Origin of the sequence: Pseudomonas sp. GM25 (assembly GCF_000282255.1) — a bacterium.
In the GTDB taxonomy this organism is placed as follows: domain Bacteria; phylum Pseudomonadota; class Gammaproteobacteria; order Pseudomonadales; family Pseudomonadaceae; genus Aquipseudomonas; species Aquipseudomonas aphyarum.
In genome coordinates this window covers 56863-70826 of the sequence record NZ_AKJQ01000078.1, presented here as the reverse complement: position 1 = coordinate 70826, position 13964 = coordinate 56863, and the positions used below count along the sequence as shown (strand labels likewise).

The window sequence follows — 13964 nt, the reverse complement described above, 5'->3', positions numbered from 1 at the left end:
GTTCCTTAAGCCGCATCGCGCTTGGCTTCGTTGCGGTAGGCCTCTACCGCCGCGATCAAGGCCTGAAGAATTTCCGCGCTTTCGCCGATCACCGACAGGTCGGCACGCTTGATCATGTCGCAGCCCGGATCGAGGTTGATCGCCACCACCTTGTCGCAGGCTCCGATGCCTTGCAGGTGCTGGATCGCTCCGGAAATCCCCACGGCCACGTAAACCCGCGCGGTGACCCAGGTGCCGGACGCGCCGACCTGCCGGTCGCGGGCCATGAAGCCATCGTCCACCGCCACCCGCGAAGCGCCTTCGGTGGCGCCGAGGGCGGCGGCGGTCCTGTGGAAAAGCTCCCAGTCCTTGACCCCGTTGCCGCCGGAGAAAATGAATTCGGCTTCGGCCATCGGAATCGCCGCCGGATCCACCGCCACCGCACCCAGATCTTCGATCCGCGACAGGCTGCGCGCGACGGGTGTGGATAACTCCACCGGCAGCGCTTCGTGACGGGTTTCGCTGACCGGTTCCGCACATTCGGCAGACGCCAGAATCAAACGTGCCACCGGGCGGGCCAGATCCTGCAACCCGGCACCGGCGCGGCCGATGCACTCCTGATCCTTGACCTGCCACACCCGTGTCGCCGGGCGCTCGCCCAGTGCGGCGGCAAAGCGTCGACCGAGTTCGCCGCCACCGCTGCGGCTGTCCGGCAGCAGCCAGTGACGCGGGTTGAACTGGTTATCCACAGCCCGCAAGCCCTGGATCCGTTGCTCCGGTGCATAACCGCTGAACTCTTCGCCTTCCAGCACCAGCAAGCGGTCAACGCCCGCCGTGGCGAAAGCATTTTCCTTGTGCTCGCCGAACACCACCGCCAGTACCGCGCCGTCGCTGCCGGCCAGTTGATGGGCCAGGCCGAGCAGGTCGCGGTCGTGGCTGCTCAAGCGGCCGCCGACCATGTCCGGGACCACGCTGATGTAGAACGCCGGGGCCGGCACCTGATGCAGCGGCAATTGCACTTCGACCGCTGCCGAACGCTTGACCGCCCCGCCCTGCTGGGCGCCGCTGCGGTCAATGCGCTTGATGCCGTTCGGCCCGATGAAGCCGATGCCGTGCAGGTTCTTGCGGATGATCCCGTTGGGCCCCATCCAGCTGTGTTGCGCCGGTTGCATGGCCGCGTGCAGCGGGTGCAGGCGGTTGCGTGCGATCCATTCGGCGCGGGGGTCGCGGCGGATAATGTCGCTCATCAGTGGGCCTCCGCAGGTTCACGTTTGGCCGGGGTGGCAGGCTTGTTCGGCGCGGCGTCTTCGAGCAGCGCGTCGGCCACCAGTTCGGCGATGTCCTTGATCAGCGGACGCGGTTCGACCACGCCTTCGAGCATTGCCGTGCACTGTGGACAACCCACGGCCACCAGCTCGGCGCCGGTCTCGCGGATGTCTTCCATGCGCATGTCGGGGATCCGCTGCTTGCCCGGAATGTCGGTGATCGGCGCCCCGCCACCGCCGCCGCAGCAGCGCGAACGGAAGCCGGAACGTTGCATTTCCTTGATCTCGATGCCGAGGGCGCGCAGCACTTCGCGCGGCGCCTCGTACTCACCGTTGTAGCGGCCGAGGTAGCAAGGATCGTGATAGGTCACGCTGTTGCCTTTGTGCTGACCGAGGTTCAGCGCGCCGGCCTGGATGATTTCCGCCAGGTAAGTGCTGTGGTGCTGCACGAGGTAGTTGCCATCGAACGCGCCATACTCGTTTTTCAGCACGTGGAAACTGTGCGGATCGCAGGTGATGATGCGGTTGAAGCTGTATTTGGCCAGGGTCTGGATATTGCGTTTGGCGAGCAACTGGAAGGTCGCTTCGTCACCAAGACGTCGGGCCACGTCGCCGCTGTCACGCTCTTCCAATCCGAGCACCGCGAAGTCGACCTTGGCCGCTTTCAGCACTTTGACGAACGCACGCAAGGTGCGCTGGTTGCGCATGTCGAAGGCCCCGTCGCCGACCCAGAACAGTACGTCGGTGGACTTCTTCTCGCTGAGCAGATTGAGGTTCAGGTCCGCCGCCCAGTTCATCCGCCCGCCCGGGGCGAAACCGCCCGGGTTGTCGGTGGCGATCAGGTTTTCCAGGACTTCGGCGCCCTTGTTCGGGGTCGCGCCTTTTTCCAAAGTCAGGTGACGGCGCATGTCGACGATGGCATCGACGTGCTCGATCATCATCGGGCACTCCTCGACGCAGGCGCGGCAGGTGGTGCACGACCACAAGGTTTCGGCATCGACCAGACCGTTGACGATCGGTTGATGCGGATTGCCGCTGTGTTCGCCCACCGGTTTGCCGGGATACGGACTGCCGGCGAACTTGGCGTCGGTGCCGCCGGCGAGGCCGACGACCATGTCCTGAATCAGCTTTTTCGGGTTCAGCGGCTGGCCGGCGGCGAATGCCGGGCACGCGGCTTCGCACTTGCCGCACTGCACGCAGGCATCGAAACCGAGCAACTGGTTCCAGGTGAAATCCTTGGGCTTTTCCACACCGAGCGGCGCGGTCGGATCATTCAGGTCCAGCGGTTTCAAACCGGTGGAACGGCCGCCACCAAAACGTTCGGCGCGACGGTGCCAGGCCAAGTGCAACGCACCGGCGAAGGCGTGTTTCATCGGGCCGCCCCAGGTCATGCCGAAGAACAGCTCTGACACGCCCCACAGCACACCGATCCCGAGAATCGCTGCAAGCACCCAGCCGCCGAAGTTCTCCGGCAGGATCCCGGCCACCGGCAAGGTCACCAGGAAGAACGACGCCGAGAAAGCCAGCAGGCTTTTCGGCAGGCGCATCCACGGGCCTTTCGACAGCCGCGACGGCGGGTTGAGCCGACGCCGATAAACGAAGATCGCCCCGACGAACATCACCGCCGTCATCAGCAGCAACGCGTAGCCGAGGATCCGGTTATGCAGGCCGAAACCGTGCACCAGAATCGCCAGCACGATCGACGCCACCGCACCGCCCGCCGTGGCGACGTGGGTGTTGGCGATGTATTTGTCCCGCGCCACCACGTGGTGCAGATCGACCATGTAACGCTTGGGCATGGCGAACAGGCCGCCGATCAGATCGACCTTCGAGGCCCGGCCCCGACGCCACATGGCCACCCGCCGCAACGCCCCCAGCACCGCGAGGGCCAGGGCTGCGAACAACAGGATTGGAAGAAGGGTGTTCAACATGGTGAAGCTCCCACCAGTACAGCCTGGAGAAACACGTTCGGCGTGTTCCTGTGGGAGCGAGCTTGCTCGCGAAAGCGCCGGGTCAGTCGATGCAGAGGTGACTGACAGAATGCATTCGCGGGCAAGCCCGCTCCCACAGGGTCATGTGCAAACCTTTAGAAGTCTTTGCACAACCGCAGGGCGTCATAGATCGCAGCATGGGTATTACGCTGCGCCACGCAGTCACCGATGCGGAACAGCAAGTAACCGTCGCCATTGCTGCTCAACGAAGGTTGCGGCTGGATCGCGAACAGCGCCTCGACGTCGATCTGGCCCTTGTTGCGCGAGCCGTCCTTGAGGGCGTAGTAGATTTCTTCGTCCGGGCGCACGCCGTTCTCGACGACTACCTGATCCACCACCCGCTCCTCTTTGGCGCCGGTGTATTCGTTCTCCAGCACAGCGACGAGTTTGTCGCCTTCGCGGTAGACCTTCTCCAGCATCATGTCGCCGGTCATGATCACTTCTTTCGGGTACATGCTGCGGTAGTAGGTCGGGAACGACGTACCGCCGATGGCCACGCCCGGCTTGATGTCGTCGGTGACGATCTCGACCTGGCTGCCCTTGTCGGCGAGAAAGTCGGCCACCGACATCCCGGTGAACTCGCAAATGGTGTCGTAGACCAGCACGTTCTTGCCCGGCGCAACCTTGCCGTCGAGCACGTCCCAGCTGCTGACGACCAGCCCTTCAGCGGCGCCCCAGTGTTCGTTCTGTTCCAGGTACGGGTGACCGCCGACCGCCAGCACCACGATGTCCGGACGCAGGTCCATGATGGTGTCGGCGTCCGCCGCTGTGCCAAGGCGCAGGTCGACTTTCAGCCGCGCCAGCTCCAGCTGGAACCAGCGGGTGATACCGGCAATCTGGTCACGCTGCGGCGCTTTCGATGCGGTGGTGATCTGCCCGCCGATGAATTCCTTCTTCTCGAACAGGGTCACGTCGTGGCCACGTTCGGCTGCCACACGGGCCGCTTCCATCCCCGCCGGGCCGGCACCGACGATCACCACCTTGCGTTTCGGCCCGGTGGATTTCTCGATGATGTGCGGCACGCCCATGTATTCACGGGAGGTCGCGGCGTTCTGGATGCACAGCACGTCCAGACCCTGGTACTGGCGGTCGATGCAGTAGTTGGCGCCGACGCACTGCTTGATCTGGTCGATCTGGCCCATCTTGATCTTGGCGATCAGGTGCGGGTCGGCGATGTGGGCGCGGGTCATGCCGACCATGTCGACGTAACCGCCCTCCAGAATCCGCGTGGCCTGGTTCGGGTCCTTGATGTTCTGCGCGTGCAGCACCGGAACCTTGACCACTTCCTTGATCCCGGCCGCCAGGTGCAGGAACGGCTCCGGCGGATAACTCATGTTCGGAATCACGTTGGCCAGGGTGTTGTGGGTGTCGCAACCCGAGCCGACGACGCCGATGAAATCGAGCATGCCGGTGTCGTCGTAATACTTGGCGATCTGCTTCATGTCTTCGTGGGACAGACCGTCCGGGTGGAACTCGTCACCGCAGATGCGCATGCCGACGCAGAAATCGTCACCGACTTCGGCGCGCACGGCTTTCAGGACTTCCAGACCGAACTTCATCCGGCCTTCAAAGGTGCCGCCCCATTCGTCGGTCCGCTTGTTGACGCGCGGACTCCAGAACTGGTCGATCATGTGCTGGTGCACGGCCGACAGTTCGACGCCGTCCAGGCCACCGGCCTTGGCGCGGCGAGCCGCTTGCGCGTAATTGCCGATCACCCGCCAGATCTCTTCCGGCTCGATGGTCTTGCAGGTGGCGCGGTGCACCGGTTCGCGGATACCCGACGGCGACATCAGGGTCGGCCAGTGGAAACCATCCCAACGGGAGCGACGGCCCATGTGGGTAATCTGGATCATGATCTTGGCGCCATGCTTGTGCATGGCGTCGGCGAGGTTCTGGAAGTGCGGGATGATCCGGTCGGTGGACAGGTTCACCGAACTCCACCATTGCTGCGGGCTGTCGATCGCCACCACGGACGAACCCCCACAGATCGCCAGGCCGATGCCGCCCTTGGCTTTCTCTTCGTAATATTTGACGTACCGTTCGGTGGTCATGCCGCCGTCGGTCGCGTAGACCTCGGCGTGCGCGGTGCTGAGCACGCGGTTGCGGATGGTCAGTTTGCCAATTTGAATTGGCTGAAACATTGCTTCGAAAGCCATGGCGGGTTCCTCGACTTACAACGGCTTGACGGTGAACAGGCCGTCGTCGTGGCCTTCTTCGGAGCCACCGTAAACCTGCTCGGCCACGGTGCGGATCTTGCTGCCGCGAGCGGCAAGGATCTGGTCCATTGCACCGGCAAACCAGCCGGTGAACATGTAGTCGACCTTGCGCCCGACCTTGCCGTAGACGTAGACGAACGCCGAGTGTTCGAGCTTGACGCTGCAGGTGCCTTTATCGAGGTCGATGTCCTGGATCTTGAACAGGCCCCAGCCGCGCTGCGACAGGCGCTTCATGTAGTGTTCGAACACCGCGACGCCTTCCAGACCGTGGCACTCGGCTTCTTTTTCACACCAGTGCCAGGCGGATTTGTAGCCGGCCTTGTAGAGGATCTCGGCATAGGCGTCAGCGCCCAGTACTTCCTCGATGCCCATGTGGTTGTTGACGAAGAAATGCCGTGGCACATACAGCATCGGCAGGGCGTCGGAGGTCCAGACACCGGTCTCGCTGTCGACTTCGATTGGCAATTGCGGGGCGATCTTGGCCATGGAAACTTAACTCCAGAAAAATTTTGGTGTTGCCCCCGACGCGGACGGCCGGGGGAAAGTATTCGGGAAGCGGCGGCTTACTCGCCCCAGACGTCTTTCAAGACGTTGACCCAGTTTTCGCCCATGATCTTGCGCACGACTCGTTCGGAGTGGCCGCGCTTGAGCAGGGTTTCGGTCAGGTTCGGGAACTCGCCGACGGTGCGGATGCCCAGCGGGTTGATGATCTTGCCGAAGTTGGTCAGACGGCGGGCGTAGCCCTTGTCGTGGGTCAGGTATTCGAAGAAGTCCTGACCGTGACCCTGGGTGAAGTCGGTGCCGATGCCGATGGCGTCTTCGCCGACGATGTTCATGGTGTATTCGATGGCTTCGGCGTAGTCGTCGATGGTCGAATCGATGCCCTTGGCGAGGAACGGCGCGAACATGGTCACGCCGACGAAACCGCCGTGGTCGGCAATGAACTTCAGTTCTTCATCGGACTTGTTGCGCGGGTGCTCCTTGAGCCCCGACGGCAGGCAGTGGGAATAGCACACCGGTTTTTTCGATTCGAGGATGACTTCCTCGGAAGTCTTGGAGCCGACGTGGGACAGGTCGCACATGACGCCGACACGGTTCATCTCGGCGACGATTTCGCGACCGAAACCCGACAGGCCGCCGTCACGTTCGTAGCAACCGGTGCCCACCAGGTTCTGGGTGTTGTAGCACATCTGCACGATGCCGACGCCGAGCTGCTTGAACACCTCGACATAGCCGATCTGGTCTTCGAACGCATGGGCGTTCTGGAAGCCGAAGAGGATGCCGGTCTTGCCCTGCTCCTTGGCCTTGCGGATGTCGGCGGTGGTGCGGACGGGGATCACCAGATCGCTGTTTTCACGAATCAGTTTCTGGCTGGCAGCGATGTTATTGACCGTGGCCTGAAAGCCCTCCCACACCGACACGGTGCAGTTGGCCGCCGTCAGACCGCCCTTGCGCATGTCTTCGAACAGCTCGCGGTTCCATTTGGCAATGATCAGACCGTCGATAACGATGCTGTCGGCGTGTAATTCGGCTGGGCTCATCAGGCGTCCCCTTATTGGCGATTCATGCGCCGAATCGTCTGCCGGCGCTTTGGGGCCAGCATATGCCTCGGTGCGCGACCAGCCGGGTGCAAAAACGACAGGGGAATTGCCGAAAGCGTCAATCCGCGACAAAGGGTCGCCAACCGGTCCGACCGGCCACCTGTTCAAGCCCGCGAGCTTGAGCCAGAATCTGCCGCATCCCGGAAACACCACTGGATTAGAGCGGCGACATCAATGAAATCGATCTTCCTGGCCCTGGCCCTGATTGCGACCGGCGTACACGCCGCCGAAGAGTCCGACAACAACCCGTGCGACGCGGTGGAAAACGACATCCAGACCCTGGAATGCTCGACCTACAGCCGCACCACCGCCGAGGACCTGCTCAAGGACAACTACGCCAGCCTGAACGAGCGCATGCAGACGACCTACGGCAAGAACCCGGCGCAACTGGCCGACATCACCGCCAAACTCAAGGCTGCCCAGCAACAATGGCTGAAAACCCGCGACGCCGACTGCGCCGTAGAAGCCTTCCCGGCGACGGACGGCAGCAAGGCGTTCAAGATTGCGCAGAATGACTGCGTGGCGCGGATGAGTGACGAGCGGTCGGAGTTTTTGGAGTCGATTGGGCAGGAGTGAGGGCTTGAGCTGTAAGCTGCACCTCTTCAGCCAATCAAGGGATTCACATGAACATCTGCGGTATCGAAATCAAAGGCAGTGAAGCGATCATCGCCGTGGCGTCCCTCGACGGTTCGGTGCTGAGCCATGTCGCTCTGAACACCAAGAAAATCGCGCTGGACGATGACGACGAGGCGGCCAACGTCAAACTGTTCGCCGCTCAGGTGGCGTCGTTCGTGCGCGAGAACTCGATTGATCGCATCGCGATCAAGAAGCGCAGCAAGAAGGGCGAGTTTGCCGGTGGGCCGACCACGTTCAAGATCGAGGGCGTGTTTCAGTTGCTGGACGGTTGCGAGGTGACGCTGCTGTCGCCGCAGACGATCAATGCCCAGGCCAAGAAGCACAATTTCGAGCTGCCGGGCACGCTGAACAAGTATCAGCATGAAGCCTACAAGGCAGCGTGCTCGGCATTGGTGAAGAAGTAACTAGCGCGCTTTACGCGCGCTCAGCCAGTCGCCGAAGGACTTGTCTTCCAGCGCATAGCCACCACGGCTCGACTTCCACACCAGCTCCTTGTCGCGCAGGGCATCGATACAGGCCTGAATGGTCTGGGTGCCCGGCACCACGTCGCTGCCCAGGTTTTCCAGCGCCTTGCCGACTGCCATGAGTGTGCTGTCGGTGAACGGTGCAAAAGGCTCGTTGTTCTGTGAGCGCTCCACCATCACCTCCAGCACGGCGCGCTGAGGGATGGTCAGTGCGTTCCAGGCGCTCTCGAACTCAGTCCACACGCCTGCGCGCAACAATTCGGCACGGCTTTGCAGCAGTTGCCCAAGATTGCTGGCCTCGCCCAGCTCCAACGCGACTTCGCCGATGATGGTGCGCAACATTTCCGGGCGCCGCCCCACCAATTCAAAGGCGTCGTCGATATCGGCCGCACTGAACTGGTTGGTCTCGGCCAGATGGGCGTTGAGATGCAAGGTATACGCTTGGGTGAATTCTTTTCCCAGCAACGGAAAGGGCGTGATGCTCGAGCCGAAAAACGGTTGGCTCTTGCCCAGCACCAGATGGGCGAGTTTGTCGCGATTGGAACCGGTGAACACCAGATGCAAACCGCTGCCCTCGCCTTCACGTCCCTGGTTGAGCTGATCCCGTGCAGCCTTCAGGGCAAACATCGCATTGATGCCTGCGGCGGTGGTTAGCGCGTGCTGGGCCTCATCGATCACCAGTACTACGGATTTTTCAGCAGCGCTGTGGAGCAGTTCCAGCGCTTGCGTCAGGGTCGCGCCCGCCGGCAGTTGCGGCTTGGTGAAATCCCAGGACAAGGTGCGCAGAAAGCTGAGTTTTTCGATGCCGATATTCTTCGCCAGTTTGCGGATGCCCTTTTCAAAGGGGACCAACGCGCCTGCAATGGCACTGGCAATCAAGTCAGCAGGGTCTTTTTCCTTGTCGGCCCACAGGTCGACGTAAACCGTCAGCCAGCCTCGGGCCTGGCATTCCGGGATCAGGTCCTCGCGCAGAAAGGTACTTTTGCCGGTGCGACGCGGCGCTGCCAGAAAAAGGCCGGAGGTGAAATCCTGCAGACCTGCACCCACCAGACCATCGGCAACGCTGCGGGCCAGAGCGGGGCGGCGGAAGACGAAGCCGTTGTTTCGGGACATGGTTTTACACTCAATTATTCAAACGACTGTAATTTATACCTGAAAGTATAATTAACTATAATCGTCCGTCAAACGGCCTCCCGTTGCCGATCCTCCCGTGGACACCGGGCAAACTTCGCCCGGTAGCTGCGGGTGAAATACGACGGTGATTCGAACCCGCAGGCGATGCTCACTTCGAGCACGCTCATGTCGGTCTGGCGCAGCAGCTGTCGGGCCTTCTCCAGTCTCAAGCGCAGATAGAAATTGCTTGGCGTGTCGTTCAGGTGCAGGCGAAACAGGCGCTCCAGTTGCCGCCGCGTCACCTTGATCGATTCCGCCAGTTCCAAAGTCGTCAGCGGCGGTTCGCTGTGCTGTTCCATCTCGCCGATCACATGCACCAGCTTCTTGTTGCTGATGCCGTAACGCGTGGCGACTTCCATGCGCTGGTGGTCTTTGCGCGGACGAATCCGCCCCAATACAAACTGCTCGCTGACCTGGATCGCCAGTTGCGGACCGTGGGCCTGGGCGATCAGGTCGAGCATCAGGTCGATGGAAGCGGTGCCGCCGGCCGACGTGATGCGTCGGCGGTCGATCTCGAACAGCTCCTGGGTGACGCTGAGCTGCGGATAAGATTCCTTGAAGGCGTCGATGGCTTCCCAGTGCAGCGTCAGGCGATGGCCATCGAGCAGGCCGGCCTCGGCGAGGACGAAGCTACCGGTGTCGATGGCGCCGAGGGTCACGCCTTCGTTGTCCAGCCGTCGCAGCCAGTGCTCCAGCGCCGGGGTGGCGAACTTCAGCGGTTCGAAACCGGCGACCACCAGCAACGTCGCCCCTTTTTTCAGCGGCTCCAGCGCCGCATCCGCGTTGACCGACATTCCATTACTCGCCAGCACCGCCCCGCCATCGGCGCTCAAGACGTGCCAGCGGTACAGCTCGCCGCGAAAGCGGTTGGCCACTCGCAGCGGTTCGATCGCAGAGATGAAACCGATGGCGGAAAAACCCGGCATCAACAGAAAGTAGAAATCCTGGGACATGGCGCGCACTCGGTTAGCGGGTAGCGTGCAACGTTGATACGCCAGTTGTCGGCGGCATTCAAGGGGACAGGTCGCTGCAGTGCAAGAGCTGGTCGCCGCAGTGCGTTTTTGCGGGGGCATTGCTGCGTAATTTGAGCATCACCGGCACGACAGATGCCGGAACCCACAATAACGACCTGCCGAGGAACCCGACATGAAACGACTGATCAGCAGCTGTGTTCTCGCACTCAGCGGTACCGCGTTTTTAAGCGCCAGTGTCATGGCGGCCGATTCCGCATCGTGTCAGAACGTGCGCATGGGCGTGGTGAACTGGACCGACGTGATCGCCACCAGTGCCATGGCCCAGGTTCTGCTCGACGGCCTCGGCTACAGCACCAAACAGACCAGCGCCTCTCAGCAAATCGTCTTCGCCGGCATCCGCGACCAGCGTCTGGATCTGTTCCTCGGCTACTGGAACCCGCTGATGACCCAGACCATCACCCCGTTCGTCGACGCCAACCAGGTCAAGGTGCTCGAAGCGCCAAGCCTCAAGGACGCCCGCGCCACCCTCGCCGTGCCGACCTATCTGGCGGACAAGGGCCTGAAAACCTTCGCCGACATCGCCAAGTTCGAGAAAGAACTGGGCGGCAAGATCTACGGCATCGAGCCAGGCTCGGGCGCCAACACCCAGATCAAGGCGATGATCGCCAAGAACCAGTTCGGCCTCGGCAAATTCCAGCTCGTCGAATCCAGTGAGGCCGGCATGCTCGCCGCCGTCGATCGCGCGGTGCGCCGCAAGGAAGCCGTGGTGTTCTTCGGCTGGGCGCCGCACCCGATGAACGTCAACGTGCAGATGACTTATCTGACCGGCAGCGACGACGCCCTCGGCCCGAACGAAGGCATGGCCACCGTATGGACCGTCACCGCGCCGAAATACGCCGAACAATGCCCGAACGTCAGCCGCCTGCTGAGCAACCTGACGTTCACCGCCGAAGACGAGAGCCGAATGATGCAGCCGCTGCTCGATCACAAGGACGCTTTCGAATCGGCCAAGCAATGGCTCAAGGATCACCCGCAGGACAAACAGCGCTGGCTCGAAGGCGTCACCACTTTCGATGGCAAACCGGCGGCTGAAAACCTCCAGCTCACCAGTAAATAAACCGCAACGAACGAACCACTTCGCAGCCCTTCACGGGCTGCGAACAGACCCATCACGCCTGAAGGAAAACGCACCATGAACCACGACGTCATCATCACCTGCGCACTCACCGGTGCTGGCGACACGACCGCCAAGAGCCCTCACGTGCCGGTCACCCCGAAACAGATCGCCGCAGCCGCGGTGGAAGCGGCCAAGGCCGGCGCCACGGTCGTGCACTGCCACGTCCGTGACCCACAGACCGGCAAGTTCAGCCGTGACGTCGCGCTGTACCGCGAAGTCATGGAGCGCATCCGCGAAGCCGACGTCGACATTATCGTCAACCTCACCGCCGGCATGGGCGGCGACCTGGAAATCGGCCCGGGCGAGAACCCGATGGAGTTCGGCCCGAACACCGATCTGGTCGGCCCGCTGACCCGTCTGGCCCACGTCGAAGAACTGCTGCCGGATATCTGCACACTGGATTGCGGCACCCTGAACTTCGGCGACGGCGACACCATTTACGTCTCCACCCCGGCCCAACTGCGGGCTGGCGCCAAGCGCATCACCGAGCTGGGCGTGAAGGCGGAGCTGGAGATTTTCGACACCGGTCACCTGTGGTTCGCCAAACAGATGATCAAGGAAGGCCTGCTCGATAACCCGCTGTTCCAGCTGTGCCTGGGCATCCCGTGGGGCGCGCCGGCCGACACCACCACCATGAAAGCCATGGTCGACAGCCTTCCTGCCGACGCGGTGTGGGCCGGGTTCGGCATCGGCCGGATGCAGATGCCGATGGCCGCGCAAGCGGTGCTGCTTGGCGGCAACGTGCGGGTCGGTCTGGAAGACAACCTGTGGCTGGACAAAGGCGTGCTGGCGACCAACGGCCAACTGGTCGAACGTGCCACTGAAATCCTCAGCCGCCTCGGCGCCCGCGTGCTGACCCCGGCTGAAGGTCGCAAGAAGATGGGCCTGACCCAGCGCGGCTGAAATCACCCTTTCCCCCGGTGGGCGGGCCATTGACGCCCACCGTTTTTTTGCCTCATTCCAGGAAGTGACCATGAGCTTTATCACCGAAATCAAAACCTTCGCAGCACTGGGCAGCGGCGTCATCGGCAGCGGCTGGGTCGCCCGCGCCCTCGCCCACGGCCTTGACGTGGTGGCCTGGGACCCGGCGCCGGGTGCCGAAGCGGCGCTGCGCAAACGCGTGGCCAACGCCTGGGGCGCGCTGGAGAAAAACGGTCTGGCGCCGGGCGCGTCGCAGGATCGCCTGCGCTTTGTCGCGACCATTGAAGAGTGCGTGCGCGATGCGGATTTCATCCAGGAAAGCGCCCCGGAACGCCTCGAACTGAAACTGGAGCTGCACAGCAAAATCAGTGCAGCGGCCAAGCCGAATGCATTGATCGGTTCCAGCACCTCGGGTCTGTTGCCGAGCGAGTTCTACGAGAGCTCGACCCATCCGGAACGCTGCGTGGTCGGTCACCCGTTCAACCCGGTTTACCTGCTGCCGCTGGTGGAAGTGGTCGGCGGCAAGAACACCGCGCCGGAAGCGGTTCAAGCGGCGATGAAAGTCTACGAATCCCTCGGCATGCGCCCGCTGCATGTGCGCAAGGAAGTGCCGGGCTTCATCGCCGACCGCCTGCTCGAAGCGCTGTGGCGCGAGGCGCTGCACCTGGTCAACGACGGGGTGGCGACCACCGGTGAAATCGACGATGCGATCCGCTTTGGCGCGGGGCTGCGCTGGTCGTTCATGGGCACTTTCCTGACTTACACCCTGGCTGGTGGCGATGCCGGCATGCGCCACTTCATGTCGCAGTTCGGCCCGGCGTTGCAGTTGCCGTGGACGTACCTGCCGGCACCGGAACTGACCGACAAGTTGATCGACGATGTGGTGGACGGCACCAGCGATCAGTTGGGCCGGCACAGTATTTCGGCGCTGGAGCGCTATCGTGATGATTGCTTGCTGGCGGTGCTCGAGGCGGTGAAGACCACCAAAGAGAAGCATGGAATGAGTTTCAGCGAGTAATCGCATATTGATCGTTCCCACGCAGAGCGTGGGAACGATCGTGCCCGGAGATAAACATGCCCACCCTCACCACCTACCAAACCCGCATCATCTCCGACTGGGTCGACTACAACGGCCACCTGCGCGACGCCTTCTATCTGCTGATTTTCAGCTATGCCACCGACGCCCTGATGGATCGTCTCGGCATGGACAGCAACAACCGCGAAGCCAGCGGTCACTCGCTGTTCACCCTCGAGCTGCACCTCAACTATCTGCACGAAGTGAAGCTCGATGCCGAAGTCGAAGTGCGCACGCAGATCATCGGCCACGACCAAAAGCGCTTGCACCTCTATCACAGCCTGCACCTGGCCGGCGGTGACAAAGAGCTGGCCGGCAACGAACAGATGCTGCTGCACGTCGACCTCGCCGGGCCGCGTTCCGCACCGTTTACCCCGGACACCCTGGGCCGCCTGCAAGCCATCGTCGCCGAGCAGGCCGACCTGCCCGCGCCTGCTTACATCGGCCGGGTCATCGCCCTGCCCCCAGCCCGGTAAATTCATCCATCGCAAG

Annotated in this window: 13 protein-coding genes; 6 read left to right on the top strand and 7 right to left on the bottom strand. The window is 62.4% G+C overall.

Translation table 11 applies throughout. The annotated features are described in order from the left end of the window. Positions 1-5: 5 nt before the first annotated feature. The 5 genes from etfA to PMI24_RS27040 form a co-directional block, all read right to left on the bottom strand. Positions 6-1226, bottom strand: coding sequence for an electron transfer flavoprotein subunit alpha (gene etfA / locus PMI24_RS27060; RefSeq protein WP_007959785.1), 1221 nt, complete (start codon positions 1224-1226; stop codon positions 6-8). After that, positions 1226-3175, bottom strand: coding sequence for a dimethylglycine demethylation protein DgcB (gene dgcB / locus PMI24_RS27055; protein WP_007959783.1), 1950 nt, complete (start codon positions 3173-3175; stop codon positions 1226-1228). The genes etfA and dgcB overlap by 1 nt, the downstream gene beginning before the upstream one ends. Positions 3176-3330: 155 nt before the next feature. Next, positions 3331-5391 carry a dimethylglycine demethylation protein DgcA gene (dgcA, locus tag PMI24_RS27050; protein ID WP_007959780.1) on the bottom strand — a complete coding sequence of 687 codons (2061 nt, stop codon included), beginning with the start codon at positions 5389-5391 and terminating at the stop codon, positions 3331-3333. 15 nt (positions 5392-5406) lie between these two features. After that, positions 5407-5937: a DUF5943 domain-containing protein gene (locus tag PMI24_RS27045; RefSeq protein WP_007959778.1), complete on the bottom strand. Its 531-nt coding sequence runs from the start codon at positions 5935-5937 to the stop codon at positions 5407-5409. A gap of 77 nt (positions 5938-6014) precedes the next feature. Continuing rightward, a complete protein-coding gene (locus tag PMI24_RS27040; protein ID WP_007959776.1) occupies positions 6015-6992 on the bottom strand; it encodes a dipeptidase in 978 nt (325 codons plus the stop codon). A 234-nt stretch (positions 6993-7226) separates the two neighbouring features. Between PMI24_RS27040 and PMI24_RS27035 the strand changes: the two genes are divergently transcribed. Both PMI24_RS27035 and PMI24_RS27030 read left to right on the top strand, forming a co-directional pair. Further along, a complete protein-coding gene (locus PMI24_RS27035; RefSeq protein ID WP_007959774.1) occupies positions 7227-7628 on the top strand; it encodes a lysozyme inhibitor LprI family protein in 402 nt (133 codons plus the stop codon). A gap of 47 nt (positions 7629-7675) precedes the next feature. Further along, positions 7676-8092: a DUF3010 family protein gene (locus tag PMI24_RS27030; RefSeq protein ID WP_007959772.1), complete on the top strand. Its 417-nt coding sequence runs from the start codon at positions 7676-7678 to the stop codon at positions 8090-8092. Here PMI24_RS27030 and PMI24_RS27025 read toward each other — a convergent pair whose 3' ends face one another. Further along, on the bottom strand, positions 8093-9265 hold the full coding sequence (locus PMI24_RS27025; RefSeq protein ID WP_007959770.1) for a hypothetical protein: 1173 nt from the start codon (positions 9263-9265) through the stop codon (positions 8093-8095). A gap of 68 nt (positions 9266-9333) precedes the next feature. Beyond that, positions 9334-10278, bottom strand: coding sequence for a GlxA family transcriptional regulator (locus tag PMI24_RS27020; RefSeq protein ID WP_007959768.1), 945 nt, complete (start codon positions 10276-10278; stop codon positions 9334-9336). 193 nt (positions 10279-10471) lie between these two features. Between PMI24_RS27020 and choX the strand changes: the two genes are divergently transcribed. The 4 genes from choX to PMI24_RS27000 all read left to right on the top strand — a co-directional run bounded on the left by choX (position 10472) and on the right by PMI24_RS27000 (position 13948). Continuing rightward, a complete protein-coding gene (choX, locus tag PMI24_RS27015; RefSeq protein ID WP_007959767.1) occupies positions 10472-11416 on the top strand; it encodes a choline ABC transporter substrate-binding protein in 945 nt (314 codons plus the stop codon). Between the two features lie 75 nt (positions 11417-11491). After that, the gene (locus PMI24_RS27010; RefSeq protein WP_007959765.1) at positions 11492-12379 is read left to right on the top strand and encodes a 3-keto-5-aminohexanoate cleavage protein; all 888 of its coding nucleotides are present in this window, start codon (positions 11492-11494) and stop codon (positions 12377-12379) included. 70 nt (positions 12380-12449) lie between these two features. Further along, positions 12450-13415 carry an L-carnitine dehydrogenase gene (locus PMI24_RS27005; protein WP_007959763.1) on the top strand — a complete coding sequence of 322 codons (966 nt, stop codon included), beginning with the start codon at positions 12450-12452 and terminating at the stop codon, positions 13413-13415. Positions 13416-13471: 56 nt separating this feature from the next. Continuing rightward, a complete protein-coding gene (locus PMI24_RS27000) occupies positions 13472-13948 on the top strand; it encodes a thioesterase family protein (protein ID WP_007959761.1) in 477 nt (158 codons plus the stop codon). Positions 13949-13964 lie beyond the last annotated feature (16 nt).

What these genes read in the sequence shown, in the direction of transcription:
- PMI24_RS27000 (WP_007959761.1), top strand. Translation starts at nt 13,472, where the DNA reads ATGCCCACCCTCACCACCTACCAAACCCGCATCATCTCCGACTGGGTC.
- etfA (WP_007959785.1), bottom strand. Translation starts at nt 1,226, where the DNA reads ATGAGCGACATTATCCGCCGCGACCCCCGCGCCGAATGGATCGCACGC.
- PMI24_RS27010 (WP_007959765.1), top strand. Translation starts at nt 11,492, where the DNA reads ATGAACCACGACGTCATCATCACCTGCGCACTCACCGGTGCTGGCGAC.
- dgcB (WP_007959783.1), bottom strand. Translation starts at nt 3,175, where the DNA reads ATGTTGAACACCCTTCTTCCAATCCTGTTGTTCGCAGCCCTGGCCCTC.
- PMI24_RS27025 (WP_007959770.1), bottom strand. Translation starts at nt 9,265, where the DNA reads ATGTCCCGAAACAACGGCTTCGTCTTCCGCCGCCCCGCTCTGGCCCGC.
- PMI24_RS27005 (WP_007959763.1), top strand. Translation starts at nt 12,450, where the DNA reads ATGAGCTTTATCACCGAAATCAAAACCTTCGCAGCACTGGGCAGCGGC.
- PMI24_RS27040 (WP_007959776.1), bottom strand. Translation starts at nt 6,992, where the DNA reads ATGAGCCCAGCCGAATTACACGCCGACAGCATCGTTATCGACGGTCTG.
- PMI24_RS27030 (WP_007959772.1), top strand. Translation starts at nt 7,676, where the DNA reads ATGAACATCTGCGGTATCGAAATCAAAGGCAGTGAAGCGATCATCGCC.
- choX (WP_007959767.1), top strand. Translation starts at nt 10,472, where the DNA reads ATGAAACGACTGATCAGCAGCTGTGTTCTCGCACTCAGCGGTACCGCG.
- PMI24_RS27035 (WP_007959774.1), top strand. Translation starts at nt 7,227, where the DNA reads ATGAAATCGATCTTCCTGGCCCTGGCCCTGATTGCGACCGGCGTACAC.
- dgcA (WP_007959780.1), bottom strand. Translation starts at nt 5,391, where the DNA reads ATGGCTTTCGAAGCAATGTTTCAGCCAATTCAAATTGGCAAACTGACC.
- PMI24_RS27045 (WP_007959778.1), bottom strand. Translation starts at nt 5,937, where the DNA reads ATGGCCAAGATCGCCCCGCAATTGCCAATCGAAGTCGACAGCGAGACC.
- PMI24_RS27020 (WP_007959768.1), bottom strand. Translation starts at nt 10,278, where the DNA reads ATGTCCCAGGATTTCTACTTTCTGTTGATGCCGGGTTTTTCCGCCATC.